Below are 25,637 nucleotides of genomic sequence, written 5' to 3'. Positions count from 1 at the left end.
ATCTCGACCCGCCACAGACAGGACACATCATGAAACAGGCCAACCTCGGACAACTACAGGTCTCCCGGATCGGGCTCGGCGCCATGACCATGGCCGGCACGTACACCACCGGCGGCGGTCTCGACGACGCCGAATCGATCCGAACCATCCACCGCGCCATCGATCTCGGTGTCACACACATCGACACCGCGGAGATCTACGGACCTTTCCACAGTGAGGAGGTCGTCGGACGCGCCATCCGTGACCGCCGCGACTCGGTCGTGGTGGCCACCAAGTTCGGGCTCGTCTCCCACGCGGGTGGCGGGCCCGGGAACATCGACTCGAGCCCCGACAACATCCGCACCGCGGTCGAGGGATCGTTGCGGCGACTGGGAATCGACCACATCGACCTCTGGTACCAGCACCGCGTCGATCCGAACACGCCCATCGAGGACACCGTCGGCGCCGTGGCCGAGCTGATCCGCGAGGGCAAAGTCGCCCACTACGGACTGTCGGAGGCCGGTCCCGACACGATCCGCCGCGCCCACGCGGTGCACCCGCTCACCGCCCTGCAGACCGAGTACTCGCTGTGGACCCGCGACCCCGAGGACGAACTCCTCCCGTTGCTCCGTGAGATCGGCGCCGGCTTCGTCCCGTATTCGCCACTGGGACACGGACTCCTGACCGGACAGATCCGCACGGTCGACGACTTCTCCGACGACGACTGGCGCAAGGACAACCCACGGTTCGTCGGTGAGAACTTCGAACGCAACCTCCGGATCGTCGACGAGGTGAAAGCCATCGGCGACGAGGTCGGAGCGACCCCGGCGCAGACGGCCCTCGCGTGGCTCCTCGCCCAGGGCGACGACATCGCCCCGATCCCGGGGACCCGCCGCGTCTCGCGTGTCGAAGAGAACACCGCCGCCGACGGAGTCACCCTGACGGCAGACCAACTCGCGCGTCTCGACGATCTGACGCCGGCCGCCGGTGCTCGACACAACGAGGCGAACATGGCCTCGATCGACACGTGAGCGATCTACAGATCGGGATCGTCTACCCCCAGACCGAACTACGGGGCGACCCCGCAGCGGTCGGGGTGTTCGCCCGCGCCGTCGAGGATCTCGGCTTCGATCATCTCCTGGCGTACGACCACGTGCTCGGCGCGGTCCGTGACGGGAGATCTCGAGAGCTGGTCGGCACCTACAGCGAGCGCGACCCCTTTCACGATCCTCTCGTGTTGTTCGGGTACCTGGCCGGGATCACCGAACGCATCGGCTTCGCGACCGGCGTCATGGTGCTCCCCCAACGGCAGACCGCTCTTGTCGCCCGGCAGGCGGCCGACGTATCACTGCTCTCCGGCGGGCGTCTACGTCTCGGCGTCGGGGTCGGATGGAACCACGTCGAGTTCGAGGCGCTCGGGCAGGACTTCCGGACTCGCGGCGCCCGGGAGGAGGAACAGATCGACCTGCTACGAAAGCTGTTCACCGAACCGGTCGTGGATTACGCCGGCCGCTTCGACCGGGTGGACAGGGCCACGTTGCTTCCGAAACCTGCTGAACCGATCCCGATCTGGCTGGGCGGGGCGGGAGACAAGGCCCACGACCGCGCGGCGCGGGTCGCCGACGGGTTCATCCACTTCGGTGGCGGCGCACATCGGGCGGCCGAGGTTGCCGAGGATCTTCGGCAACGGTTGGTCGCCCACGGCAGAGATGGCGTCGACTTCGGAGCAGATTATGTGGCACCTGCCACGAGTGATGTCGATGCCCAGGTCGCCGAGATCGAGGCCTGGCGTGCCGCGGGTGGAACGCATGTCTCCCTGGTGACCATGGGTCTCGGACTCGATTCCGTCGGCGGTCATGTGGACCACATCGCTGCTGTCGCGACCCGACTGGGGTTGTCGTGACCTGAGCGACCGTTCACGGGATCGATCGGTCACGGCCGTTCCGACGAAGACGCGACGACAACTCGTGTGCATGTTCGAGGAGCATCACCCCGAGGCGGTGGCGGCGGTCGCGTCGGAACCGGGTCTCGACCCCGGTGAGGCTCAGTGCCCACGCCGGGCGGCCGTCGGTGTCGAAGACAGCTGCCCCCAGCCCCCAACTGCCCTCGACGAGAAGGGCCGGGTTCGTCGCGTATCCCGCAGTCCGCGTTGCTGCGACGCGTTCTCGGATCGCGGGTTCGCTGTGCGACTCGCCCCATCCGGGTGCCAGATCCACCCGTGCGAGGTAGTCATCGACATCTCGATCGGGCAGGTGCGCAAGGATCGCCAGGCCGGCCGAGGCGACCCCCAGTGGCAGTCGCAGCCCCTCGTGGAGCACGTGCGAACGCAAGGGGAAACTGCCCTCCTCCTCGGCGACACAAACGGTGTGGTCGCCCCTGCGAACCGACAGGTAGGCGCTCTCGCCGGTCTCGCGGGCGAGTCGGTGCAGGATGGCCGACGAATGTTCGGTGATGTCGTAGCGGTTCGCGGCCACCGATCCGAGGAGGTAGATCTCGGGTCCCAGTGACCACCGGCCGGTCGCGGCGTCGCGGTCCACCAGTCCTTCCGAGGCCAGCGATGTCAGCAACCGGTGCACGGTGGGCCTGGCCAGGTCGCACGCCCTGGCGACGTCGGTCGTCGTCGTTCCGGCAGGCTCGGCGGCACCCACCGCGCGCAGTACGGCGACGGCGCGTTCGACGACGCCGGACGCGGATTCGGATGCGGACACTGCCGCAGTGTACGTCCGCTCAGTGAACGTTGATCGGCGTTTGCCGCCACTCTTCGACCAGTCCGCTGTTGGTGACTCGCGAGACCTTGCCTGCAGGAACGAATGCGGCTGTTCTGGCCGAACTGGTCGATGTCCGTCCAATGGACGAGAAGGAGGAACCGATGCCCGACAAACTGTGGGAGAGCGCGGCCGACGCGGTGAAGGACATCCCGGTCGGCGCGACCCTGGCGGTGGGCGGCTTCGGGGTGTGCGGGATTCCGGACGCACTGATCGGCGCGATCGCCGACAGCGGCGTCGACGGTCTGGAGGTGTACTCCAACAATTGCGGTCTCGACGACCACGGCCTGGGCATCCTGCTGTCGGCGGGGAGGATTCGCCGTGTCACAGCGTCGTACGTCGGCGAGAACAAAGAATTCGCGCGGCAGTACCTCGCCGGTGAGCTCGAGGTCGAGCTGACCCCGCAGGGAACGCTCGCCGAACGTCTACGGGCAGGTGGAACCGGGATTCCGGCGTTCTTCACCCCGGCGGGCGTCGGCAGTCCGATCGCCGACGGCGGCATGCCGTGGCGATACGACACAGACGGCGGGATCGCCATCGCCTCACCGCCCAAGGAGACACGAGTCTTCGGTCGGCAGCGGTATGTCATGGAGGAGGCGATCACCACCGACTTCGCATTGGTGCACGCAGCGATCGGTGACACCGAGGGCAACCTCGTCTTCGACAAGACGGCCATGAACTTCAACCCGTTGGTCGCCATGGCCGGTCGAGTCACCATCGCTCAGGTCGAACGACTCGTCCAGCCGGGAGAGATCGATCCTGCGGCTGTGCACCTCCCGGGTGTCTTCGTCCAGCGCGTGGTGCACACGGGACCCCAGGACAAGCGGATCGAGAAGCGCACCATCACGACAGGAGCGAAGCGATGACGACACCGATCGACACCACAGGGTGGACCCGCGAACAGATGGCTGCACGAGCGGCGCAGGAGCTGGTCGACGGCGAGTACGTCAATCTCGGTATCGGACTACCGACGCTGATCCCCGGGTTCCTGTCCCCGGGCGTGAACGTGACCCTGCATTCGGAGAACGGGATCCTCGGGACCGGTCCCTACCCCACCAAGGACGCGCTCGATGCCGATCTCATCAACGCCGGCAAGGAGACCGTGACGGTCAATCTTGGTGCGTCGTATTTCGATTCGTCGTTGAGCTTCGGGATGATCCGCGGTGGACACATCGACACCGCTGTCCTCGGTGGCATGCAGGTGTCGCGCACAGGCGATCTGGCCAACTGGATGGTGCCCGGGAAGATGGTGAAGGGGATGGGCGGCGCGATGGACCTCGTGCACGGTGCCCGTCAGGTCATCGTGCTGATGGAGCACACCGACCGCGTCGGCAATCCCAAGATCGTCGACACCTGTTCCCTACCGCTGACCGGGCAGGGCGTGGTGAACCGCATCATCACCGATCTCGCGGTGATCGACGTCGTCGAGGGCGGCCTCGAGGTGATCGAGCTCGCCCCCGGGGTCACTCACGACCACCTTGCCGCGAACACCGGCACCGATCTCATCGGGGGATGACATCGGATCACCGGGAGGTACGAACGGGGTCGACCCCCAATGCGCGAAGGGCCATGTCCCGCAGCACGTGTCGTGATCGCGAACCGGCTGTACGGCTCGTGCTGTGCGGTGTGGAGTTCATCAGACCGAACACCGCGTGCGCCATGGTTCGTGCGTCACCCTCGGTCAGGTCACGGTTCTCCTCGCACAGGGTCGTCACCCACACCTCGACGTATTCGCGCTGCATCCGCCGCACGTCACGGCGTGCGCTGTCGGGCAGGCTCGCCAGGTCGCGATCCTGAATGCGGATCAGAGCAGGCGATTCGACGGCGAAGTCGAGGTGGAAGTCCACCAGTTCACCCACGGCGGAGCCACCGCGTGTCCGCTCTCGAACCACGTCGCGTCCGCCGGCCAGCAGGTGACTCGATATCCCCACCAGCAGCTCGACGAGCACGGCGTCCTTGTTGGGGAAGTGGCGGTACAGGGCCGGTCCGCTGATGCCGACCGCCGCGCCGAGGTCATCGAGCCGCACCGCCGCAAAACCGCGTTCGGCGAAGAGCTCGGCCGCGGCGGACAACAGTTCCTGGCGGCGTCGCGCCTTCTGTCTGTCCCGCGAAGTCGCAGGTCGTGCCGGGTTGTCGACGCTCCACATCGCCATTGGTTCGCCTTCTTTCGGGAAAGTCTGGACAACTCAGTTAATCGTCATTTACTCTAAATCTCAGTTACTCGATATTAACCGAATCGGGTGTGAACGTAGAACCGACGCGAGGTGCGACACACATGGCGACCGGCACAACCACCCACCGAGCCGACCACCGAGTCCTGGTCGATCAGCTCGCCGAGCGCATCGCGGTGGCAGCGCGCGGCGGAAGCGAGAGGTCGCGTGAGCGTCATGTCGCGCGCGGAAAACTCCTGCCACGCGATCGGGTGAACGAGCTGCTCGACCCGGGTGGCCCGTTCCTCGAGATCGCCCCGCTGGCCGCCAACGGCCTCTACGACGACGAATGCCCGGGTGCCGGTGTCATCGCCGGGATCGGCCGGGTTTCTGGTCGGGAGTGCGTGATCATCGCCAACGACGCGACGGTCAAAGGCGGCACCTACTACCCGATGACGGTGAAGAAGCACCTGCGCGCTCAGGAGATCGCACTCCAGAACCAGCTGCCGTGCATCTACCTGGTCGACTCCGGCGGGGCGTTCCTGCCACGCCAGGACGAGGTGTTCCCCGACCGCGAACACTTCGGTCGCATCTTCTTCAACCAGGCGACGATGAGTGCCAGGGGAATCGCGCAGATCGCATCGGTCATGGGGTCGTGCACGGCGGGCGGTGCATACGTGCCGGCGATGAGCGATGAGGCCATCATCGTGAAGAACCAGGGCACCATCTTCCTGGGCGGGCCTCCGCTGGTGAAGGCCGCCACCGGGGAAGTCGTCACCGCCGAAGAGCTCGGTGGGGGTGACCTGCACTCCAAGGTCTCCGGCGTGACCGACCACCTCGCCGACGACGACCGCGACGCGCTGCGCCGCGTGCGCTCGATCGTGTCCACCCTCGGACCCCGGCCGGCGCGCCCATGGGACGTGGTCCCGACCCGGGACCCCATCGCCGATCAGGCCGAGATCTACGACGTCGTACCCACCGACCCGCGCATCCCCTACGACGTCCGCGAGGTGATCACCCGGGTGGTCGACGCCGGCGAATTCGACGAGTTCAAAGCCGAGTACGGCAAGACGCTGGTCACCGGATTCGCGCACATCCACGGACACCCGGTCGGGATCATCGCCAACAACGGTGTGCTCTTCGCCGAATCGGCCATGAAGGGTGCCCACTTCATCGAACTGTGCGACAAGCGCAGCATCCCGCTGGTCTTCCTGCAGAACCTGTCCGGCTTCATGGTCGGACGCGACTACGAGGCCGGCGGCATCGCGAAACACGGCGCGAAGATGGTCACCGCGGTCGCGTGCGCCCGAGTTCCCAAGCTGACCGTCGTCATCGGTGGCTCCTACGGGGCGGGCAACTATTCCATGTGCGGGCGTGCCTACTCGCCACGGTTCCTGTTCATGTGGCCCAACGCCCGGATCTCGGTGATGGGTGGCGAGCAGGCCGCGTCGGTGCTCGCGACGGTCCGCGGTGACCAGCTCGATGACGCGGGCAAACCCTGGTCGGAGGCGGATCAGGAGTCGTTCAAGGCCCCGATTCGCGAGCAGTACGAGACCCAGGGCAACCCCTACTATTCGACCGCGCGGCTGTGGGACGACGGGATCATCGACCCGGCCGACACCAGAACCGTTCTCGGACTGTCCCTGTCGGCGTGTGCAAACGCGCCGCTCGAGGCAGTCTCCTACGGCGTCTTCAGGATGTGAGCCCAATGACCGACGACACGACAGCCCAGCAGATCGACACAGTACTGATCGCCAACCGCGGCGAGATCGCCGTCCGTGTGGCGAGGACACTCCGGCGGATGGGGATCACCTCGGTCGCGATCTTCAGTGACGCCGACGCCGGGGCCCGACACGTCGCCGAGGCAGACGTCGCCGTCCGGATCGGGCCGGCCAGTGCGCGCGAGAGCTACCTGTCCATTCCGAAGGTGATCGACGCCGCACAGCGCACCGGTGCACAGGCGATCCACCCCGGCTACGGGTTCCTCTCGGAGAACGCCGAATTCGCGTCGGCATGTGCCGCGGCCGGGATCGCGTTCCTCGGTCCGCCCGCCCATGCGATCGAGGTGATGGGCGACAAGATCACCGCCAAGGACGCGGTGTCGAAGTTCGGGGTACCCGTGGTCCCCGGCATCTCTCGCCCCGGGCTCACCGATGACGATCTCGTCGCGGGGGCGGAAGAGGTCGGGTACCCGGTTCTGGTCAAACCGTCCGCCGGCGGCGGCGGCAAGGGCATGCGGCTCGTGGAGGATCCGTCCGACCTCCCCGCAGCGCTGGCGAGCGCACGCCGCGAGGCGGCATCGTCGTTCGGCGACGACACCCTGTTCCTGGAACGATTCGTGTTGCGGCCGCGGCACATCGAGGTCCAGATTCTAGCCGACCAGCATGGCAACGTCATCCACCTCGGTGAACGCGAATGCAGCCTGCAGCGCCGGCATCAGAAGGTCATCGAGGAGGCGCCGTCACCCCTCCTGGACGAGGCGACACGTGCCCGAATCGGCGAAGCGGCCTGCAACACCGCCCGCAGCGTCGACTACACCGGCGCCGGGACGGTCGAGTTCATCGTCTCCGCCGATCGGCCTGACGACTTCTTCTTCATGGAGATGAACACCCGCCTGCAGGTCGAACACCCGGTCACCGAGATGGTGACCGGACTGGATCTCGTCGAGTGGCAGGTCCGGGTGGCCGCAGGCGAGGTGCTGACCATTGCCCAGGACGACGTGACGCTCACCGGCCACGCGATCGAGACGCGGGTCTATGCCGAGGATCCCGGTCGCGGTTTCCTGCCCACAGGCGGCACGGTGATCGGGCTTCGTGAGCCCGTCGGTGACGGCGTCCGCATCGACTCCGGTCTCAGGGTGGGCACCGAGGTCGGCAGCGACTACGACCCGATGCTCTCCAAGGTCATCGCCTACGGCCCCGACCGGCCCACCGCGTTGCGCGCACTCGACCGCGCGCTGTCGCAGACCGCCGTGCTGGGCGTGGTCACCAACATCGAGTTCGCCCGGTTCCTGCTCGCCGACAACGACGTTCGGGCAGGTCGACTGGACACCGGGTTGCTCGACCGACGACTCGACGACTTCGTGGCCGCATCGGTCACCGATGAAGCGCTGATCGCCGCAGCCGCTGTCTCGTGGATCGAGGTGTGGAGATCCGCCGGTGACGACATCTGGTCGATGCCGTCTGGATGGCGCGTGGGCGCCGACGTCGCGCACACCGTGCGTCTCGTTGCCGGGGAGAGGGTCTCGCACGTCTCGCTTGCCGGCACCCCGGAATCGGCAACGGTGTTCGTCGACGAGCAACCCGCGCGTTCGCTCGGTGTCGACGCCACCGACGACTCGATCGCCGTGGTCATCGACGGTCGCCGGGATCTCATGCGTGTCGCCCGGGCCGGCGACGAGACCTGGATCTCGAATGCGGTGGGAACCTGGGCGATTCGGACCGCGGCGGAGCCCAGCGTGCGCGGTGACGACGCGCTGGCCGGCGCCTCCGAGATACTCAGTCCGATGCCCGGCTCGATCATCGCGATCCTCGCCACCGGAGGCGAAACCGTCAGCGCGGGAGCGCCGGTGGTGGTCGTCGAGGCCATGAAGATGGAACACACCCTGTCCGCCCCTGTCGACGGTGTCGTCGACATCGGCGTCGCCGTAGGAGACCAGGTCCGCGTGGATCAGGTACTCGCAACCATTGCTCCCGACGAAGAAGAGGAACGATCATGACCGACTACCTGTCGACTGCCAATCTCCCCGACGAGTACCAGCAGCTGGCCAAGTCGGTCGCCGACTTCGCCCAGTCCGTCGTCGCGCCGGTCTCGGCCAAGCACGACGAAGAGCACTCGTTCCCCTATGAGGTTGTCTCGGGCATGGGCGACATGGGCTTGTTCGGGCTGCCCTTCCCGGAGGAATTCGGCGGGATGGGCGGCGACTACTTCGCGCTGTGCCTCGCCCTCGAAGAACTCGGCAAAGTCGATCAGAGCGTCGCGATGACCCTCGAGGCCGCGGTCTCCCTCGGTGCCATGCCGGTGTACCGCTTCGGCGACGATGCACAGAAGCAGGAATGGCTCCCCAAGCTGACGAGCGGCAAGACCCTGGCCGGATTCGGTCTGACCGAACCCGGAGCGGGCAGCGATGCCGGCGGGAGCAAGACCACCGCACGACGCGACGGTGGCGACTGGATCATCAACGGCAGCAAGCAGTTCATCACCAACTCGGGCACCGACATCAGTGAACTGGTGACCGTCACCGCGGTCACCGGCGTCGACGACTCCGGCCGCAAGCAGATCTCGTCGATCCTCGTCCCCACCGACACACCCGGGTTCGAGGTGGGACCCGCGTACAACAAGGTCGGGTGGAACGCATCGGACACCCACCCGCTGAGCTTCACCGATGTCCGCGTTCCGGAGCAGAATCTGCTGGGTCAGGAGGGTCGCGGCTACGCGAACTTCCTGAACATCCTCGACGAGGGACGTATCGCCATCGCTGCGGTCGCGGTCGGCGTCGCCCAGGGATGTGTCGACGAGAGTGTGAGATACGCGAACGAGCGTGAGGCCTTCGGGTCGACGATCGGGAGCAACCAGGCCATCGCCTTCAAGATCGCGCGGATGGAGGCACGGGCGCACACGGCGCGCACCGCCTACTACGACGCGGCCGCGATGATGTTGGCGGGCAAGCCCTTCAAGAAGGCGGCGTCCATCGCGAAGATGGTGGGGTCGGAAGCGGCGATGGACAACGCCCGCGACGCCACCCAGATCCACGGCGGCTACGGATACATGAACGAGTACCTCGTCGCACGCCACTACCGGGACAGCAAGATCCTCGAGATCGGTGAGGGCACCACCGAGGTCCAGCTGATGCTCATCGCGAGGAGTCTCGGACTGTGACCGCCGCCCGGATCCGGCAGCGCGGCCTGTGGTTCGAGGAGATGGAAGTCGGCGCGATCTATGAACACCGACCGGGTCGGACGATCACGGAGGCCGACAACACACTGTTCACCACCCAGACGATGAACACCCAGGCCCTGCACCTCGACGCCGCATACAGCGAGACCACGTCCTTCGGTGTACGCCTGGTCAACTCGATGTTCACGGTGTCCACGCTCGTCGGACTGTCCGTTGCACAGCTGACGCAGGGGACCATCGTCGCCAACCTGGGGTTCTCCGAGGTGTCGTTCCCCAAACCCATGTTCCACGGAGACACCCTCTACGCGGAAACGCTGATCACCGAGAAACGGGAATCGAGGAGCCGGCCGGGCGAGGGCGTCGTGACCTTCACGCACACGGGCCGCAACCAGCACGGTGATGTGGTGGCGGTGGCGGTCCGCAAGACCCTCATCCAGCTGCGTCCCGCAGAGGAAACCGACGGCGGTGGCGTGGCATGACGTGGACGATGCCCGGACCGGGTTGGTTGTTCTGTCCCGCCGATCGTCCCGACCGATACGCCAAGGCCGCCGAACGAGCCGACGTGGTCATCCTCGACCTCGAGGACGCGGTGTCCGCATCCGACAAGAGGGCGGCTCGCGACGCCGTGCTGTCGACCCCACTCGATCCGACGCGAACGGTGGTGCGTGTCAACGCTCACGGCACCGCGGATCTCGCGGCCGATCTGGAGGCACTCGAGCAGACCGATTACGACCTCGTGATGCTCCCCAAGTGTGAATCGGCCGCGCAGATCGAGGCGCTGTCACCACACCGGGTCGTGGCTCTCGTCGAATCGCCGCTCGGCGCGGTGAACATCGTCGCATCGGTGGCTGCTCCGAACTGCGTCGGCGTGATGTGGGGCGCCGAGGATCTCCTCGCCGCGCTCGGAGGCAACGCCAGTCGGTTCGACGACGGAACCTACCGGGGCGTCGCCCAACACGTGAGGTCACAAGCGCTTCTCGCCGCGAAGGCGCGCGGGCTCTTCGCGCTCGATTCGGTGTTCCTCGACATCGCCGACCTCGACGGACTCCGGGTCGAGTGCGACGACGCGGTCGCGGTGGGTTTCGACGCCAAAGTCGCGATCCACCCCGGTCAGGTGCCGGTGATCCGTGGCGCCTACACCCCCGCGGATGCCGACATCCATTGGGCAAAGGGCGTTCTCGCCGGGGTCGAGACGAACCGCGGGGTGTTCACCTACGACGGCAGGATGGTCGACGCCCCGGTGATCGCACACGCGCGACGCATCCTCGTCCGCGCAGGCAGCACCAACCGGGAAGGACACCAGAGATGAGCGACTCATCCATGCAGTCGAGCTACGCGCAAGGCCCCACCGACACGCCACTTCTCACGACCACGATCGGGGTGAACTTCGACGAGACGGTGGCCGCCCACCCGGAGAGCGACGCACTGGTGGAGGCGAAGACCGGGCGTCGATGGACCTACCGCGAGTTGCAGGCCGACGTCGACCGCGTGGCGGCGGCCTTGATCGCGTGCTCGGTGGTCAAAGGCGACCGGGTCGCGATCTGGGCACCGAACTGCGCCGAATGGACATTCATCCAGTACGCGACGGCGAAGATCGGCGCGATCCTGGTCAACGTGAACCCGGCGTACCGTGTTCACGAGCTGCGATATCTGCTGCAGCAGTCGGAGTCGCGAGTCGTGATCGCCGTTCCGTCTTTCAAGTCGTCGGACTACGCCGCGATGATCGACGACGTCGCCGGGGAGTGTCCGACGCTCGAACGTTCGGTCTTCATCGGCACCGACAGCTGGTCGGCGTTCCTCGAACGTGGCGAAGACATCGGGCGAGAAGTGCTCGTCGCCGCACAGGCCGACACCCGCGCCGAGGACCCGATCAACATCCAGTACACGTCGGGGACGACGGGATCACCCAAGGGTGCGACCCTGAGTCACAGCAACATCCTGAACAACGGGTTCTTCATCGGTGAGCTTTTGGGTTACACAGAGGCCGACCGCGTCTGCATCCCGGTGCCCTTCTACCACTGCTTCGGGATGGTGATCGGCAACCTCGCATGCACCACCCACGGTGCCACCATGGTGATCCCCGGTCCGGCGTTCGACGTCGTCGACACGTTGACTGCGGTGCAGTCCGAAGAATGCACCTCGCTCTACGGCGTACCCACGATGTTCATCGCCGAGCTCGATCACCCGGAGTTCACGACCTTTCAGCTCGGCTCGCTCCGAACAGGAGTGATGGCCGGATCGCCGTGTCCGATCGAGATCATGAACCAGGTGATCGACCGCATGGGGATGACCGAGGTGGCCATCTGTTACGGCATGACCGAGACGTCCCCGGTGTCCTTGCAGACCAGGTCGGACGATCCGATCGAGAAACGTGTCGCGACCGTCGGCCGGGTGGGACCGCACCTGGAGGTGATGATCGCGGACCCGGGAACGCAGACACCGGTCGACCGTGGAGTTCCCGGCGAACTCTGCACCCGCGGGTACTCGGTGATGCTGGGGTACTGGCGCAACGATGAGATGACCGCCGCGGCGATAGACGACGAATCGTGGATGCACACAGGAGACATCGGCACCATGGACTCCGACGGTTACGTGGCGATCACCGGCCGGATCAAGGACATGGTCATCCGCGGTGGAGAGAACATCTACCCACGCGAGATCGAAGAATTCCTGTACACGCACCCCGACATCATCGACGCGCAAGTCGTCGGTGTGCCCGACGACAGATACGGCGAGGAACTCGTCGCGTGTCTCCGTGTGCGCCCGGGGGCCGAGGCGATCACCGCGGACACACTGCGCGACTTCTGTTCTGGCCAGCTGGCCCGCTACAAGATCCCGCGTTATGTGCAGGTGGTGGAGGAGTTCCCGATGACGGTGACCGGGAAGGTTCGGAAGGTCGAACTGCGTGACGCGGCGATCACGAACCTGCTGGGGTCTGCGTGATCGACATCCTCGAGGTGGCGCGTGCGCAGGTCCTCGAGGGCGGGGAGGCGCTGCGTCAGGACCAGGTGCTCGAGGTGCTCCGGCTCGGCGACGACCGGCTGACGGAGTTGCTGCAGCTCGCCCACGACGTGCGCATGAAGTGGTGCGGTCCCGAGGTCGAGGTCGAGGGCATCATCTCGCTCAAGACCGGCGGCTGCCCCGAGGACTGCCACTTCTGTTCGCAGTCGGGTCTGTTCACCTCTCCGGTGCGCAGCGCGTGGATCGACATCCCGTCTCTGGTCGAGGCGGCCAAGCAGACCGCGAAGACCGGCGCGACGGAGTTCTGCATCGTCGCCGCTGTCCGCGGCCCCGACAAGCGTCTGATGAGCCAGGTCGCCGCGGGTATCGAGGCCATCCGCGACGAGGTCGACATCCAGATCGCGTGCAGCCTGGGCATGCTGACCCAGGAGCAGGTCGACGAGCTCGCCGCGATGGGTGTGCACCGCTACAACCACAACCTCGAGACCGCGCGCTCGCATTTCCCGAACGTCGTCACCACCCACACGTGGGAGGAGCGCGAGGGCACCCTGCGCATGGTGCGCGAAGCCGGTATGGAGGTGTGCTGCGGCGGCATCCTCGGCATGGGGGAGTCGCTGGAGCAGCGCGCGGAGTTCGCCGCCGATCTCGCGGCGCTCGAGCCCGACGAGGTCCCGCTCAACTTCCTCAACCCGCGTCCGGGCACCCCGTTCGGTGACCTCGACGTGCTGCCGGCATCCGATGCACTGCGTGCGGTGGCGGCGTTCCGTCTGGCGTTGCCGCGCACCATCCTGCGGTTCGCGGGTGGTCGTGAGATCACCCTCGGTGACCTCGGCGCCAAGCAGGGCATCCTCGGGGGCATCAACGCGGTCATCGTGGGCAACTACCTGACCACACTGGGCCGGCCGGCCGAGGCCGACCTCGACCTGCTCGTCGATCTGCAGATGCCGATCAAGGCGCTCAACGACAGCATCTGACGGCGGCGCGATGAGCACCGGGGGCCGAATCCCCCATGGCTGGACATCGAGCACGGAGCGGATGGTGGACGTCCCCCGATCGACGTCCACCACCCGCGCGGCACCTCACCGTCAGTCGGCGTAGGACTCGAGCAGCTCGCGGTACTCCTTGGCCGAGTTGGCGAGATCCTGATCGGTGCCGCCGAAGACGACCCCGTGCACCTTGAAGATCGGCTGCACGTCGAACTGGCACAGCTTGAGAGTCGACTTCCACGGGCTCAGCAGGGTCTCGATGGTCACTCCGTTGACACCCTCGAGGGTGTAGTGCTCGGCGGGGACGCCGGTCGTGACGGCGACGATCCCCTTCTTGCCGTGCAGCTGCGATTCCGAACCGTCGACAGTGAACGCGAAGGGGATCGTCAGAACTTCGTCCTGCCACTTCTTGAACAGCGGCGGCACGCTGTACCAGTACACCGGGTGCTGGAAGACGATCACGTCATGCTCGGCCAACAGCGCATGCTCGGCGGGGACGTCGATCTCGAGGTCCGGGTAGGTGGCGTAGAGGTCGTGAACGGTGACGTGAGGGAGATCCTTCACCGCGTTCACCAACGCGGCGTTGGCCTTTGACGCCGAGAGGTCCGGGTGGCCGACGAGGAGGAGAACCTTGGACATGATGTGAATCCTTTTCGAATGGTGGGGATGGCCCCTGTGATGTGCGATCCGTCGTGACCTGATGGCGACCGACCTCCTTGATGGAACAGGCCGATCCCGACGCATGGCAGGCACGGGTTATGGGGGTAACGCTGGTATCTCTCTGGCGTCGAGTTCCGGCGATACGCTCGCTGTCGTAGCTGCTGGGATGCGGGTTCGCTCACCGCCCCAACATCTCTCACCTCGACTACCCCTTGGAGGGAACTCATGAGCAAGGTCATTCTCGTCACCGGCGCCGGACGCGGGTTGGGCACCGACATCGCCCGCGAAGCACTCGCAGCCGGTCACCAGGTCGTCGCGACCGGGCGTCGACCCGAGGAGGTGGAGGAGAAGCTGGGTGGTCCGCAGCACAACCTGCTCGCCGCCAAGCTCGACGTCACGAACATCGACGATGCGAAGGCCGCCACGGCGGCCGCCGTCGAGCGATTCGGTCGCATCGACGTGTTGATCAACAACGCGGGCAATCTGTTCACCGGATTCTTCGAAGAGATCTCGTCGGACCAGATGCGTCAGCAGTTCGAGACGAATGTCTTCGGGCCGATGAACGTCACCCGCGCGGTTCTTCCCGTGCTGCGCGAGCAGCGAGCCGGACACATCATCACCATCACCTCGACCGCGGGCCTGGTCGGGATGGAGTTCACCTCCGCCTACGCTGCGTCGAAGTTCGCCGAGGAAGGGTGGATGGAGTCGCTGCGCTTCGACGTGGAGCCGTTCGGGATCCGGACGACGATCGTGGAACCCGGCTACTTCCGCACCGAGCTCCTCGTCGACGGATCGACGATGTGGCCCGAGCTGTCGCTCAGTGACTACGCCGCCCGGACGGCACCGCAGATCGAGGGCATGAAGGGCATGAACGGGAAGCAGCCGGGCGACCCCGCCAAGCTCGCCCGTGCCCTTCTCGAGATCACCGGACAGGACGATCCGCTGCAGCGGTTCATCGCCGGAGCGGACGCCATCGAGGCGGCAGAGATCAAGGCACACGAGCTGTTGGACCAGGCTGCCGCTTCACGCGAACTCGGTGCCGGCCTGTCATTCGACGACTGAGCATCTCCGCCCGGCGCCGCCCGGCGCCGGTCGGCGCCGGGCAGAGTCTCTCAGGGGTTCTCTGCCTCGGTGCGTGAGGCGCGGTACTCCCGGTCCCACGTGGACAGCAGGATCAATGCGTCATGAGTGGGGGAGTCGGGCTCGGGAAGGTATGTGACGAGATTCGTGGTCGAGCCCGGCTCGATGGGCAGCGACTCATAGGGCAGGTCGAGGTCACCGACACCGGGATGCCGGATCTTCTTCATGCCGGTGTTGTGGGATCGCACATCGTGTGCCGCCCACCGGACTCTGAAATCGTCACTGCGCATGCTGAGCTCGCCGATGAGATCGGACAGATCCTTGTCGTGCGGCACGCGACCTGCCTCGGCCCTCAGCAGGGCGACGGTGTCGTTGGCGACCATGTCCCACTCGCGGAAGAACGTGGTGGACATCGGGTCCAGGAACACGCTGCGTGCATTGTTGGGTTCGCGGTCGTCCCGATGAAGCGGACGCATCAGAGCGTGGCCCAGCGAATTCGCCGCGATCAGATCGAGCCTGCCGTTCAGCACCAGAGCGGGCACGCCGGGCATCGCCTCCACGAGACGGTTGATGGTGGGTCGCACCTGCCTGCCGGCCGGAACCCGACGACGGATCTGGCGTTGCGAGGCCCCGGCCGCACGCAGAAGGTCCAGAAGGTGAGATCGTTCCGCGGCGTCGAGGTGCAGGGCGTCGGACAATCCGTCGATCACACTGTCCGACACCCCGATCGCGTCTCCGCGTTCGAGTCGGATGTAGTACTGCGGCGAGACGCCCACGAGCAGTGCCGCCTCCTCGCGCCGCAGCCCCGGCACCCGTCGTCGACCCTGCCCGTGGGTGGGCAGACCCGCCTGCTCGGGGGTGATCCTCGCGCGCCTCGTGCTCAAGAATTCGCGGATGGCGACGCGTGCCTGATCCCGGGGGCGTGGGTCGTTCGAGGTCATGGCACCACTGTAGGGGCGTACGACGTGCAGCGAGAGTCACTGGCGGTGACCCCATGGAGACTGTCGCGGTGGGCTGGTCAGATGCGGACGCCCGAGCCGGCGCACGCCGCGCACACATAGAGTCGATCGCTGAGCAGCATCACGGCGTCACCGACCGCGATGTAGGTGCTGCAGTAGTCGCACATCGCGTTCATCGTTGCCGCGACGAATGTGGTCTCGTCAGGCGTCACTGTGCTCGTCGGGTGTCTCGACCGGAGTGATGCCGGTGTGGATCGCCGGCGTCGCCCAGCTGGCCAGGAGGGAGAGCGCCTCCGACGACGTCGTTGCGGGGGCTGCGGAGAAGGCGACGAGTTGCGTTCCGGGAGTGGACAACACCTCCATCGCCTCGTAGTTGAGCTCTATGTCCCCGACGACCGGGTGATGAATTCGTTTCACACCCGTCTCGTGGTTGCGGACGTCATGCGCGGCCCATAGTGTGCGGAACACGTCACTGCGGGTGGACAACTCGCCGATGAGGTCGGTGAGTGCCCGGTCATAGGGGGCTCGGCCGGCCTCGCCGCGCAGTACGGTGACGAGCTGCTCGGCCGAGTCGTGCCAGTCGCGGTAGAAGCGTTCGGCGCCCGGGTCGAGAAACACGTAGCGAGCGAAGTTCGCCGGGCGGTGCGACGCGTCGAACATGGGCGCGAACAGTGCGGTGCCCAGTTGATTGGTGGCGACGACCTCGAGTCTCCCGTTCTGGACGACCACCGGGACGTGGGTCATCGCGTCGATCATCTGCTGGACGCCCGGCCGGATCTGTTGTGGTCGCTGCGCGTTCCGGCGTCGGCGACGTGCGCTCGCGCCCTCGTTCGCCGAACGCACCAGATCGCACAGGTGTGCGTATTCGGCGGCGTCGAGGTGCAGGGCTCTGCCGATCCCGTCGAGGATCGACTCGGAGACGCCGGTGGCGTTCCCGCGTTCGAGTCGCACGTAGTACTCGGTGCTCATCCCGGCGAGCATGGCAACCTCTTCACGACGCAGCCCCGGGACGCGACGCCGCCCGCCGAAGTCGGGGAGACCGGCTTCGACAGGGGTCAGTCGCGCCCGACGAGACGTCAAGAACTCCCGGAGACCATCACCTGTACTGCTCATGTCCCGAACCTAGAACTTTCCCGGCAACTGTGGGGGTCCCTGGTTGTACCCCGATAAGCGGTGACTGCCTCTGCCGCGTGTGCTCGCCTTGAATCCCAGACGTCACCCACGAACTCTCGCCTCACCCACCCGATGTCCGGTGGACGACGCGGCCCCATCGATCTCGAGGAAAACCATGCCCAGCATCACGACATCGCCTGCCGCCCGTGCCACGGCTCCGCGCCGGATCCGGTCCGGATGGTCCGGGGTCATCGCGTTGATGTTCGCCATCTTCGCCCTGGTGACCGCCGAGTTCCTTCCCGCGAGTCTGCTCCCGATGATGGCGGACGACTTCGGGATAACCGAGGGGCTCGCCGGTCAGGTGGTCACGGCCACAGCTCTGGTGGGGATGATCGCCGGGCTCGGCATCGCGATCGTGTTCCCCCGGCTCGATCGGAAGCGCCTCGTGACCGGTCTGCTCGGTGTCGCGGTGCTGGCGAACCTGCTCAGCGCGGTCGCCCCCACCTACGCCGTCGTCGTGGTCGCGCGGTTGGCCCTGGGCGTCGCGATCGCCGGTACCTGGGCGATGGCGCTCGCGATCGCCTCGCATCTGGTCTCGGCGCGGCATCTGGGACGGGCGATGTCGGTGGTCAACATCGGCGTGGCCGGCGCGACCATCGCTGCCGTGCCCCTCGGCGCCTATGTCGGCTCCGTGGCCGGGTGGCGATCGGTCTTCCTCGGGATCTCGGTCGTGACCGCTGTCGCTCTCGCACTCTTCGCGCTGGTGACTCCGTCCGTACCGTCAGCGGGCGGTGGAGGTGTGCGCACATTGCTGACACTCCTGCGCTCGGGAATCCTCATCCTGGGGCTGGTCGGACTCGCCTTCATGGTGGCGGGACACTTCGCCGGTTACACCTTCATCCGCACGGCCGCCGAGAACGTGCCGGGACTCACGGCCGCGTCCATCGCCCTGCTCCTGGCGGTCTTCGGGATCGGCGGTCTGGCCGGCAACCTTCTCGCGGGCATCTCCGTCGACCGTCGGCTGGTCGCGGTCATGGTCGCCGTGCCCATCGTCGTCGGTCTGTCGATCATCGGGTTCTCGCTCGCGACACACTCTGTGCCCCTGGTGTTCGTCGCCACTGCGATGTGGGGTGCGGGGTTCGGTGCGATCCCGACCATGTCCCAGACGTGGCTGGCGCGGGTCGAACCGAAAAGGATCGAGGCGGCCGGCGGCTTGTTCGTCGCGACGTTCCAGTTGGCGATCGCACTGGGCGCCGCCCTGGGCGGGTTCCTGCTCGATCAGACCGGCATCGGCACGGTCTTCGTCCTCGGCGGGGTGGCGGTCCTGGTCGGTGGCATGTTGCTCGCGAGTACCCGACGGTCACTCGCCCGCTGATCAGGCGAACACGATCCCCGTGCCGCCCGATCATCCGTCGACCACTGTGAGACGTCGGTCCGGCGCCTTCACCGATCACGAACTCGATCTGGCGACCCTGGTCGCCGACACCGCCGAGGAGTACCGGTTCCCGCAGAGGAACGCTCACTCGATCCGGTGGTACGTGCCCCCGGTCGGGCCGGTCGTCTATGCCGAACCGGAATCGCTCGGACGCGCGATCGGGAACCTCATGTCGAACGCCATCCGGCTGGCGCCCAGTGGGTCCACGGTCACCGTGGCGGTCGGGAGTCGGTCCGGGTGGACGTGGACCGCAGTACGGGATGCCGGTCCTGGGATCGCAGAATCGGAGCAGCAGTTGGTGTTCGAGCGATTCAGGCGCGCCTCCAACGCTGAACCGGCGGCGAGCGGGCGCCGCGGCAGTGGCCTGGGCCTGACCATCGCCCGGCAGATCGTCGAGAGTCACGAGGGCAGGATGTCGCTGTTCAGCGAGCTGGGCGTGGGAAGTACCTTCGTCATCTGGCTTCCCGATCGCGCCGTGGCCGGGGGTATCGAGCGCGAACCGGCCCCGCCTGTCTCGAACCCGCTTCCTGCCCACTCTGATTGACGAATCCACTGACAGGGCGAGGCAGCAGCTCGGATCGCGCATCCCTTAGCACCGAGTGGAGCACTTTCGTGTTCGCCAAGGGGTCACTGGTTGTACCCCGACAAGCGGTGACTGCCTGGGACACATGATCTCGCCTTGACTCTGAGGTGTCCGACGCGTTGCAGCCACGACAGGAACGATGTCTCCGGCGGTGGCGCGGCCGAGAAACTGATCACCACCTCGAAAGGATCTCTCATGTCTTCGGAACTCGCGGGCGCTGTCGCCCTGGTCACCGGCGCCAGCAGCGGTATCGGCGCACAGACCGCACGCCATCTCGCAGAGAAGGGTGCAACCGTGGCCGTCGTCGCGCGTCGAGCCGATCGGCTCGACTCCCTGGTCGCCGACATCTCACGGTCCGGTGGCTCCGCATTCGCCGTCCCCGCCGACATCACCGAGCGCGAACAGGCCGAAGCGGCTGTGGCGCGCGTCGTGGAGCACCTCGGTCGACTCGACATCCTCGTCAACAACGCCGGACTGATGCTGCTGGGGCCGGTCGACGGTGCCGATCCCGACGAATGGGATCGCATGCTGGACATCAACGTACGAGGTCTGCTGTATGTCACCCGCGCCGCACTGCCGCACCTGCTCACCGCCGCCGGTGACAGTGCCCGTCGGGTGGCCGACATCGTCAACGTCGGGTCGATCGCCGGCCGCCAGGCGACCGGTTACGTGGCCGCGTACAACGCGACCAAGTTCGCCGTCACCGGGTTCACCGAGGCCCTGCGCCAGGAGGTGACCGAACGCCACGTACGGGTCGGGGTTGTCGAACCCGGCGCCACGAACACCGAACTGCCCACCCACAACAACGAGGTCGTACGCGCGAACATGCTCGACCCGTACGTCGAGCAGCACGAGGTTCTCCAGCCCGACGACATCGCCGACGCGATCAGCTACATCGTCACCCGCCCTCGACACACCGCGGTCCGCGAACTGCTGGTCACCCCCACCGATCAGGCCTGACCGATGACCGACGACGACATCACCCCGTTCACGATCGACGTGTCCGACGATGATCTGGCCGACCTGCGCCGTCGACTCGATGCCACCCGCTGGCCGGAGGCGGAGACCGTCGACGACTGGTCGCAGGGGATCCCACTGAGCTACACCCGGGATCTGGCGGCGTACTGGGCGCACGACTATGACTGGCGGTCGCGCGAGACGGCGCTCAACCGGTTCGACCAGTTCACCACCGACATCGACGGTCTGAGAATTCATTTCATCCATCAACGCTCCCCGCATCCCGGGGCTCTCCCGCTCCTCATCACCCACGGCTGGCCCGGTTCGGTCGTGGAGTTCCACAAGGTGATCGACGCGCTCACCGACCCCACGAACCACGGCGGGCGAGCCGAGGACGCCTTCCATGTCATCTGCCCGTCGCTGCCGGGCTTCGGTTTCTCGGGTACGCCCACCGAGGCCGGGTGGGGCGTCGAGAGGACCGCTGCGGCGTGGGAGACCCTCATGGGCAGGTTGGGTTACTCCGACTACGTTGCGCAGGGCGGTGACTGGGGCGCGGGGGTGACCACACAGATCGGTCGCAACCGTGGCCGCTGTATCGCGATCCACACCACCAACCCCATCCACACCCGCCCCGACCCCGATGCCACCCTCACGGCGCGCGAACAGGATGCGGTCGACGCCGACCGGTCGTTCACCGGAGACGACTCGGCCTACAGTGCCCTGCAGACGACCCGTCCGCAGACCGTGGGTTACGGACTCGTCGACTCGCCGGTGGCCCAGCTCGCGTGGATCGTCGAGAAGTTCCGATCATGGATGGACTGTGACGGCCATCCCGAGAACGTGCTCAGCAGAGACGAATTGCTCGACAACGTCATGCTCTACTGGGTCAACAGCGCGGGCGCCTCATCGGCGCGGCTCTACTGGGAGAGCATGAGAACCGCCTTCCTGCCGGGAGATCCGGTGCTACTGCCCACCGGGGTCGCGATCTACCCCACCGAGATCTACCGACCGACGCGTGAATGGTGTGAGCCGTTCTACGACATCACCCACTGGCGCGAGATGCCGCGCGGCGGACACTTCGCGGCGTTCGAACAGCCCGATATCTGGGTCGCCGACATCCGCGAGTTCTTCGCGACAGTTCGGCCACCGGCACGCGATCCGAAGAACGCCGGCGAAACGACGTGGAAGGACGTACTGGCATGACGACGGCGACGATCGAATTCGATGTTGGCGTACCGATGCGCGACGGGGTCGTGCTTCGCGCCGACGTCTACCGGCCCGCCGGTGACGGGCCGTGGCCGGTCCTGGTCCAGCGCACACCGTACGAGAAGGGGTCGTCGATCAGCACACTGCAGATGCTCGACACCTACCGAGCCGTTCGCCGCGGCTACATCGTGGTGCAGCAGGACATCCGAGGCCGCCATGCGTCTGACGGTGAGTGGCTCCCGTTGGCGTCGGAGCGATTCGACGGGTACGACACCGTCGAGTGGGCGGCCGGCATCCCCGGGAGCAACGGCAAGGTCGCGATGTTCGGCGGTAGCTACAGCGGTGACACACAGTGGGCCGCCGCAGCTGCGCGGCCACCGCACCTGGTCGCCATCGCGCCGCAGGTCACGTGGAACAGGGCCGACGACGGCCTCTTCTACCGCGGCGGGGCACTCGAACACGGTCTGTCCCTCTGGTGGACGTTGTCGCAGTCGATGGCTCAGTACCCGAGAGATGCTTCCGACCCCGAGGAGCTGTCGGCGCGGCTGGGGAGGACGGCATGGGACTTCGACAACCTGGCCGATGTGACCTATTGGGAGCTGCCGTCGGGTGATTCGCCGGCCGTCGCGCGCACGGGCCAGCCCGATTTCGGGACGCAGCGCGGCCTGGCCGATCCGGGTGTGGTCGCCGCCGCCGACATTCTCGATCGGATCGATGATGTGGCCGTGCCGTCGCTGAATGTGGCGGGATGGTTCGACGTGTTCTGCCAGGGAGCGATAGACAACTATGTTGCTGCCCGGGCGGCCGGCAACGAGACCCGACTCATCATCGGGCCCTGGGAACACACCACCGGCGGAACCACCACACCCGGCCATCTCGCCGGGGTCAATTACGGTGTGAGCTCGATGGCCCCGGGTGCCGACGGCACCATGACCGGCGTCGAACTCGAATGGTTCGACCATCACCTGAGCGGTGCGCCGCTCGACGCCGAGAAACGCACGGGCGTCGACGTGTTCGTGATGGGTGCGAACCAATGGCGACACGAGGAGGAGTGGCCGCTCCAGCGTGCGGTCCCCACCGCGATGTACCTGCATCCAGGTGGCGTGTTGTCGGATGCGCTCCCCACCGATGCGGGGTCGGCGACCGAGTACGACTACGACCCCGCCGACCCCGCGCCGACCACCGGCGGTGGCATGTTCATGGCGGCCTCGTTCCCGGCGGGCTCGCTGGACCAGGCCGCGGTCGAGGCGCGCGACGACGTCCTCGTGTTCACCTCCGCCCCGCTGGCCGAGGACATGGAGATCACCGGCCGCGTGACCGCGACGATCTTCGCGTCGACCGACGGTCCGTCCACGGACTGGGTGGCCCGGCTGTGCGACGTCGACGAATCGGGACGATCGGTCAACATCGTCGACGGGGTACGGCGTGTCGACGCCGTCAGCGGACGGATCGACGCCACCGAGATCGACATGTGGTCGACCAGCATCGTCATCGCGTCAGGCCACCGCCTCCGCGTGCAGATCACCTCGAGCAACTTTCCTCGGTGGGACCGCAACCTGAACACCGGCGAAAGTCCCACCACGGGTACTCGCATCCGGGTGGCGCATCAGACCGTCCATCACGACGCGGCACATCTGTCGCGGATCGTGCTGCCGGTCATCCCTACGTAGTGGTCGGCTAGATGATCGTGCCGACGTCGTTCGCCACGAGGTTGTCCAGGGCCCGCTCGGCGATGGCGGCGATCGTCATCGAGGGGTTGCAGGCCGCGCAGTTGCCGGGGATCAACGAGCCGTCGAGGACGTAGAGCCCCTTCTGTCCCTGTACGCGCCCCTCGAGGTCGCACACGGAGCCCATCGAGGCGCCACCCAGCGGGTGCCAGGTGTTCATGAAGATCCCGGTGGTGTCGGTGACGATCGCTGCCGGCCCGGCGATCTTGCGCACGGCAGGATCGATGCGCCCCTGCTGGATTCGCGCGTCACCGTTCTTCGGCCAGCGGAGGATCGCGTCGTCGGTCCGGGAGTCGTAGGTGAAGTGACCGCGGTCGTCGCTGACCCCGTAGCCGACCAACATGGTGGTGTGGGTGTCGATCCTCGCGACGGTGGGGATGGACGCCTGGATGACGGTGAAGGCGCGGGCCGGATCCGACCAGTTCAGGCTGCCGAACACGACCGGCCCACCCTGGGTGGCGCCGAAGTCCTCGTCGAAGGTCGTCCACGAGTAGATGCGGTCGGCGTTGCTACCCCACCCGCGGCCGAGGCCGTCGGGGAGATCGGTGATCTGGCCCTTGGCGTGGGCGCGCATGAGCAACCTGGTGGTGTTCATGGTGCCCGCGGCCATCACCAGCGTCGGGGTGGTGATGATCTTGTTCTCCAGCACCCGACCTGCGGTGTCGGTACGGTCTACGTGGATCTCCCAGCGTCCGTTGCGGGTTCGGAAGATCTCGCGTACCTCGTGCCACACGGCGACCTGCACCAGACCGGTCGCCTCGGCCTGCGCGATGTAGGTGACGTCGACGCTGTGCTTGCCGCCGTTGTTGACCCCGAGGCTGCCGGCGCTGTCGGTGTACGACGGTGTCATCTCGCCGCGGAGTTCACGTTCGGCGTACGTCCAGTCGATCGGCATCGGGATCTTCGAGACCGGGAAGCCCGCTGCGCGTGCCTTTTTCGCGAACACGCGCGGTGCGTGGTAGTTCGGGCTGTTCACCAGTGCGTCGGGAGCGGTCTCGAGCTGCAGCATCTTCGCCACGCGTGGGTAGTAGGTGCTGTTCAGGCGCGCGTAGTCGAGTTGCTCGGGGAACTGTGTGAGGAAGGCCGCCTCGGTCGGCTGCAGCGTCATGCCCTGGTAGATCAGCGATCCGCCGCCGACACCGGCCGCGCAGATCGCGGTCATGTTCTCGCCGGCGACGGCGTCGAGCAGGCCGGTGTAGGGATCGAAAGCCGCGCGCCGCCCGAACAACTGGGGCGCCGACCGATGCCAGAAGATGCGCTTGTCCGGTGATGTCGCGAGTGGGAACGTGTGCGAGTTCGGACCGGTGGGCCAGCGATTGCCGCGTTCGAGCACGAGGACCGGCACGCCGGCCTGGGCCAGCCTCAGCGCGGTCACGCCGCCGCCGAACCCCGAGCCGACCACCACCACGCGGTGGCTCTCGCGGGTGAGTCGGACCCGCGCGGGCGATGGGGCGCGGCGCAAGGGTGGTGTCTGCGCCTGCGCCACAGTGGATGTGGCGATGGCGGCGACACCGGCTGCGGTGGTACCTGCGAGAAAGGAGCGGCGACTGACGTCGGCCATGTGGGATCCCCCGATGGATCGGCGATGCGATGACGTCCTGAAACTAGACAGTGTGCGCAGAAAGTGTCAAGAACTAACCGAGGGAGGGCTCGATCCAGCGAGTCAGGAACGTGCGGAGTTCGTCATCGGATCGTGCCGTCGGGTCGTCGAACAGGATGACCGAGAGGCCGAGGAGCACGGCCATCTCGACGATGTCGTCGATGCGTGATGCGATCTCGGGGAAGCGGACACCCATGGGGGCGAGCATCTCCCGACCGACCGGGCGGGCGCGTGCGAGCATGCCGGTGTCGAAGAGCGGATTGAGGGCCTCGCCGCGCAGAAGCGTGGTGAGCACCGGGTGCCGGTGCACGACCGCACGCCCGACGATGATGAACTCCACGAGGTAGTCGGTGGGACCGTCGGCGGACTCGACGCCGGAACGGATCTCGTCGGCCGCCTCCATCGTCACGCTGATGACGGCCTGCGACACCATGTCCTCACGGCTGCCGAAGATGGAGTAGATCGTCTGCCGGGACACCCCCGCCCGCGACGCCACAGCCGCGATGCTCGCCGCGGCGAACCCGCCCTCGGCGACCAGTTCGAGGGCCGCGTCGATGACCTTCTGCCGAGATCGCATGAG

At 66.7% G+C, this 25,637-nt stretch carries 25 protein-coding genes; 17 read left to right on the top strand and 8 right to left on the bottom strand.

Annotated features, from left to right (window positions below):
• Positions 1-29 precede the first annotated feature (29 nt).
• Positions 30-1,010 (top strand): aldo/keto reductase, encoded by a 981-nt coding sequence (locus tag ACLBW1_RS00295; RefSeq protein WP_447809381.1) that lies wholly within the window; start codon positions 30-32, stop codon positions 1,008-1,010.
• Positions 1,007-1,882, top strand: a complete 876-nt coding sequence (locus ACLBW1_RS00290) for an LLM class F420-dependent oxidoreductase (protein WP_447809380.1) — start codon at positions 1,007-1,009, stop codon at positions 1,880-1,882. Before ACLBW1_RS00295 ends, ACLBW1_RS00290 begins: the two co-directional genes overlap by 4 nt.
• Before the next feature lie 13 nt (positions 1,883-1,895).
• Here ACLBW1_RS00290 and ACLBW1_RS00285 read toward each other — a convergent pair whose 3' ends face one another.
• The gene (locus ACLBW1_RS00285; protein ID WP_447809379.1) at positions 1,896-2,687 is read right to left on the bottom strand and encodes an IclR family transcriptional regulator; all 792 of its coding nucleotides are present in this window, start codon (positions 2,685-2,687) and stop codon (positions 1,896-1,898) included.
• A gap of 161 nt (positions 2,688-2,848) precedes the next feature.
• On the opposite strand from ACLBW1_RS00285, the gene ACLBW1_RS00280 reads away from it, so the two are divergent.
• Positions 2,849-3,610, top strand: a complete 762-nt coding sequence (locus ACLBW1_RS00280) for a CoA transferase subunit A (protein ID WP_447809378.1) — start codon at positions 2,849-2,851, stop codon at positions 3,608-3,610.
• Positions 3,607-4,260 carry a 3-oxoacid CoA-transferase subunit B gene (locus tag ACLBW1_RS00275; protein WP_447809377.1) on the top strand — a complete coding sequence of 218 codons (654 nt, stop codon included), beginning with the start codon at positions 3,607-3,609 and terminating at the stop codon, positions 4,258-4,260. Before ACLBW1_RS00280 ends, ACLBW1_RS00275 begins: the two co-directional genes overlap by 4 nt.
• Before the next feature lie 7 nt (positions 4,261-4,267).
• On the opposite strand, the gene ACLBW1_RS00270 is transcribed toward ACLBW1_RS00275, so the two are convergent.
• On the bottom strand, positions 4,268-4,897 hold the full coding sequence (locus ACLBW1_RS00270) for an SACE_7040 family transcriptional regulator (protein WP_447809376.1): 630 nt from the start codon (positions 4,895-4,897) through the stop codon (positions 4,268-4,270).
• 122 nt (positions 4,898-5,019) lie between these two features.
• Here ACLBW1_RS00270 and ACLBW1_RS00265 point away from each other — a divergent pair, with 122 nt between their 5' ends.
• The 7 genes from ACLBW1_RS00265 to bioB are packed head-to-tail and all read left to right on the top strand — an operon-like array spanning position 5,020 to position 13,725.
• Complete coding sequence (locus ACLBW1_RS00265) at positions 5,020-6,597, top strand: carboxyl transferase domain-containing protein (RefSeq protein WP_447809375.1); 1,578 nt, start codon at positions 5,020-5,022, stop codon at positions 6,595-6,597.
• A 5-nt stretch (positions 6,598-6,602) separates the two neighbouring features.
• Positions 6,603-8,612, top strand: coding sequence for an ATP-binding protein (locus ACLBW1_RS00260; protein ID WP_447809373.1), 2,010 nt, complete (start codon positions 6,603-6,605; stop codon positions 8,610-8,612).
• Positions 8,609-9,772 carry an acyl-CoA dehydrogenase family protein gene (locus ACLBW1_RS00255; protein ID WP_447809372.1) on the top strand — a complete coding sequence of 388 codons (1,164 nt, stop codon included), beginning with the start codon at positions 8,609-8,611 and terminating at the stop codon, positions 9,770-9,772. The genes ACLBW1_RS00260 and ACLBW1_RS00255 overlap by 4 nt, the downstream gene beginning before the upstream one ends.
• A 41-nt stretch (positions 9,773-9,813) precedes the next feature.
• Positions 9,814-10,269: a MaoC family dehydratase gene (locus tag ACLBW1_RS00250; protein ID WP_447811088.1), complete on the top strand. Its 456-nt coding sequence runs from the start codon at positions 9,814-9,816 to the stop codon at positions 10,267-10,269.
• Positions 10,266-11,099: an HpcH/HpaI aldolase/citrate lyase family protein gene (locus ACLBW1_RS00245; protein ID WP_447809371.1), complete on the top strand. Its 834-nt coding sequence runs from the start codon at positions 10,266-10,268 to the stop codon at positions 11,097-11,099. The genes ACLBW1_RS00250 and ACLBW1_RS00245 overlap by 4 nt, the downstream gene beginning before the upstream one ends.
• The gene (locus tag ACLBW1_RS00240) at positions 11,096-12,733 is read left to right on the top strand and encodes an AMP-binding protein (RefSeq protein WP_447809370.1); all 1,638 of its coding nucleotides are present in this window, start codon (positions 11,096-11,098) and stop codon (positions 12,731-12,733) included. The genes ACLBW1_RS00245 and ACLBW1_RS00240 overlap by 4 nt, the downstream gene beginning before the upstream one ends.
• The gene (gene bioB / locus ACLBW1_RS00235) at positions 12,730-13,725 is read left to right on the top strand and encodes a biotin synthase BioB (RefSeq protein WP_447809368.1); all 996 of its coding nucleotides are present in this window, start codon (positions 12,730-12,732) and stop codon (positions 13,723-13,725) included. The genes ACLBW1_RS00240 and bioB overlap by 4 nt, the downstream gene beginning before the upstream one ends.
• A gap of 111 nt (positions 13,726-13,836) precedes the next feature.
• Here bioB and ACLBW1_RS00230 read toward each other — a convergent pair whose 3' ends face one another.
• Positions 13,837-14,376 (bottom strand): NAD(P)H-dependent oxidoreductase, encoded by a 540-nt coding sequence (locus ACLBW1_RS00230; RefSeq protein ID WP_447809366.1) that lies wholly within the window; start codon positions 14,374-14,376, stop codon positions 13,837-13,839.
• A 246-nt stretch (positions 14,377-14,622) separates the two neighbouring features.
• On the opposite strand from ACLBW1_RS00230, the gene ACLBW1_RS00225 reads away from it, so the two are divergent.
• Positions 14,623-15,459 (top strand): SDR family oxidoreductase, encoded by an 837-nt coding sequence (locus ACLBW1_RS00225; RefSeq protein WP_447809364.1) that lies wholly within the window; start codon positions 14,623-14,625, stop codon positions 15,457-15,459.
• Positions 15,460-15,509: 50 nt separating this feature from the next.
• On the opposite strand, the gene ACLBW1_RS00220 is transcribed toward ACLBW1_RS00225, so the two are convergent.
• The 3 genes from ACLBW1_RS00220 to ACLBW1_RS00210 all read right to left on the bottom strand — a co-directional run bounded on the left by ACLBW1_RS00220 (position 15,510) and on the right by ACLBW1_RS00210 (position 17,549).
• On the bottom strand, positions 15,510-16,418 hold the full coding sequence (locus tag ACLBW1_RS00220; RefSeq protein WP_447809363.1) for a helix-turn-helix transcriptional regulator: 909 nt from the start codon (positions 16,416-16,418) through the stop codon (positions 15,510-15,512).
• 77 nt (positions 16,419-16,495) lie between these two features.
• Positions 16,496-16,648 carry a hypothetical protein gene (locus ACLBW1_RS00215; RefSeq protein ID WP_447809361.1) on the bottom strand — a complete coding sequence of 51 codons (153 nt, stop codon included), beginning with the start codon at positions 16,646-16,648 and terminating at the stop codon, positions 16,496-16,498.
• Entirely contained in the window at positions 16,638-17,549 is a 912-nt protein-coding gene (locus ACLBW1_RS00210) for a helix-turn-helix domain-containing protein (protein ID WP_447809359.1), read from the bottom strand. The genes ACLBW1_RS00215 and ACLBW1_RS00210 overlap by 11 nt, the downstream gene beginning before the upstream one ends.
• A gap of 175 nt (positions 17,550-17,724) precedes the next feature.
• On the opposite strand from ACLBW1_RS00210, the gene ACLBW1_RS00205 reads away from it, so the two are divergent.
• From ACLBW1_RS00205 to ACLBW1_RS00185, 5 genes are all read left to right on the top strand, one after another.
• Positions 17,725-18,924, top strand: a complete 1,200-nt coding sequence (locus ACLBW1_RS00205) for an MFS transporter (RefSeq protein ID WP_447809358.1) — start codon at positions 17,725-17,727, stop codon at positions 18,922-18,924.
• A 46-nt stretch (positions 18,925-18,970) separates the two neighbouring features.
• On the top strand, positions 18,971-19,528 hold the full coding sequence (locus tag ACLBW1_RS00200) for a sensor histidine kinase (RefSeq protein ID WP_447809357.1): 558 nt from the start codon (positions 18,971-18,973) through the stop codon (positions 19,526-19,528).
• A gap of 234 nt (positions 19,529-19,762) precedes the next feature.
• Entirely contained in the window at positions 19,763-20,527 is a 765-nt protein-coding gene (locus tag ACLBW1_RS00195; protein WP_447809356.1) for an SDR family NAD(P)-dependent oxidoreductase, read from the top strand.
• Between the two features lie 18 nt (positions 20,528-20,545).
• A complete protein-coding gene (locus ACLBW1_RS00190; protein WP_447811087.1) occupies positions 20,546-21,727 on the top strand; it encodes an epoxide hydrolase family protein in 1,182 nt (393 codons plus the stop codon).
• A complete protein-coding gene (locus tag ACLBW1_RS00185) occupies positions 21,724-23,400 on the top strand; it encodes a CocE/NonD family hydrolase (RefSeq protein ID WP_447809354.1) in 1,677 nt (558 codons plus the stop codon). Before ACLBW1_RS00190 ends, ACLBW1_RS00185 begins: the two co-directional genes overlap by 4 nt.
• Positions 23,401-23,407: 7 nt before the next feature.
• On the opposite strand, the gene ACLBW1_RS00180 is transcribed toward ACLBW1_RS00185, so the two are convergent.
• Together ACLBW1_RS00180 and ACLBW1_RS00175 are read right to left on the bottom strand one after the other, a co-directional pair.
• Entirely contained in the window at positions 23,408-25,018 is a 1,611-nt protein-coding gene (locus tag ACLBW1_RS00180; protein WP_447809352.1) for a GMC oxidoreductase, read from the bottom strand.
• A gap of 73 nt (positions 25,019-25,091) precedes the next feature.
• Entirely contained in the window at positions 25,092-25,634 is a 543-nt protein-coding gene (locus ACLBW1_RS00175; protein WP_447809350.1) for a TetR/AcrR family transcriptional regulator, read from the bottom strand.
• Positions 25,635-25,637: the final 3 nt, after the last annotated feature.

The organism is Williamsia sp. M5A3_1d, assembly GCF_053345315.1.
This window is presented reverse-complemented; position numbering and strand designations above follow the sequence as displayed.

Excerpts from the sequence above, each read along its gene's own strand:
- ACLBW1_RS00295 (WP_447809381.1), top strand. The coding sequence starts at position 30 with ATGAAACAGGCCAACCTCGGACAACTACAGGTCTCCCGGATCGGGCTC.
- ACLBW1_RS00280 (WP_447809378.1), top strand. The coding sequence starts at position 2,849 with ATGCCCGACAAACTGTGGGAGAGCGCGGCCGACGCGGTGAAGGACATC.
- ACLBW1_RS00275 (WP_447809377.1), top strand. The coding sequence starts at position 3,607 with ATGACGACACCGATCGACACCACAGGGTGGACCCGCGAACAGATGGCT.
- ACLBW1_RS00270 (WP_447809376.1), bottom strand. The coding sequence starts at position 4,897 with ATGGCGATGTGGAGCGTCGACAACCCGGCACGACCTGCGACTTCGCGG.
- ACLBW1_RS00265 (WP_447809375.1), top strand. The coding sequence starts at position 5,020 with ATGGCGACCGGCACAACCACCCACCGAGCCGACCACCGAGTCCTGGTC.
- ACLBW1_RS00260 (WP_447809373.1), top strand. The coding sequence starts at position 6,603 with ATGACCGACGACACGACAGCCCAGCAGATCGACACAGTACTGATCGCC.
- ACLBW1_RS00255 (WP_447809372.1), top strand. The coding sequence starts at position 8,609 with ATGACCGACTACCTGTCGACTGCCAATCTCCCCGACGAGTACCAGCAG.
- ACLBW1_RS00250 (WP_447811088.1), top strand. The coding sequence starts at position 9,814 with ATGGAAGTCGGCGCGATCTATGAACACCGACCGGGTCGGACGATCACG.
- ACLBW1_RS00245 (WP_447809371.1), top strand. The coding sequence starts at position 10,266 with ATGACGTGGACGATGCCCGGACCGGGTTGGTTGTTCTGTCCCGCCGAT.
- ACLBW1_RS00240 (WP_447809370.1), top strand. The coding sequence starts at position 11,096 with ATGAGCGACTCATCCATGCAGTCGAGCTACGCGCAAGGCCCCACCGAC.
- ACLBW1_RS00230 (WP_447809366.1), bottom strand. The coding sequence starts at position 14,376 with ATGTCCAAGGTTCTCCTCCTCGTCGGCCACCCGGACCTCTCGGCGTCA.
- ACLBW1_RS00225 (WP_447809364.1), top strand. The coding sequence starts at position 14,623 with ATGAGCAAGGTCATTCTCGTCACCGGCGCCGGACGCGGGTTGGGCACC.
- ACLBW1_RS00220 (WP_447809363.1), bottom strand. The coding sequence starts at position 16,418 with ATGACCTCGAACGACCCACGCCCCCGGGATCAGGCACGCGTCGCCATC.
- ACLBW1_RS00210 (WP_447809359.1), bottom strand. The coding sequence starts at position 17,549 with ATGAGCAGTACAGGTGATGGTCTCCGGGAGTTCTTGACGTCTCGTCGG.
- ACLBW1_RS00205 (WP_447809358.1), top strand. The coding sequence starts at position 17,725 with ATGCCCAGCATCACGACATCGCCTGCCGCCCGTGCCACGGCTCCGCGC.
- ACLBW1_RS00195 (WP_447809356.1), top strand. The coding sequence starts at position 19,763 with ATGTCTTCGGAACTCGCGGGCGCTGTCGCCCTGGTCACCGGCGCCAGC.
- ACLBW1_RS00185 (WP_447809354.1), top strand. The coding sequence starts at position 21,724 with ATGACGACGGCGACGATCGAATTCGATGTTGGCGTACCGATGCGCGAC.
- ACLBW1_RS00180 (WP_447809352.1), bottom strand. The coding sequence starts at position 25,018 with ATGGCCGACGTCAGTCGCCGCTCCTTTCTCGCAGGTACCACCGCAGCC.
- ACLBW1_RS00175 (WP_447809350.1), bottom strand. The coding sequence starts at position 25,634 with ATGCGATCTCGGCAGAAGGTCATCGACGCGGCCCTCGAACTGGTCGCC.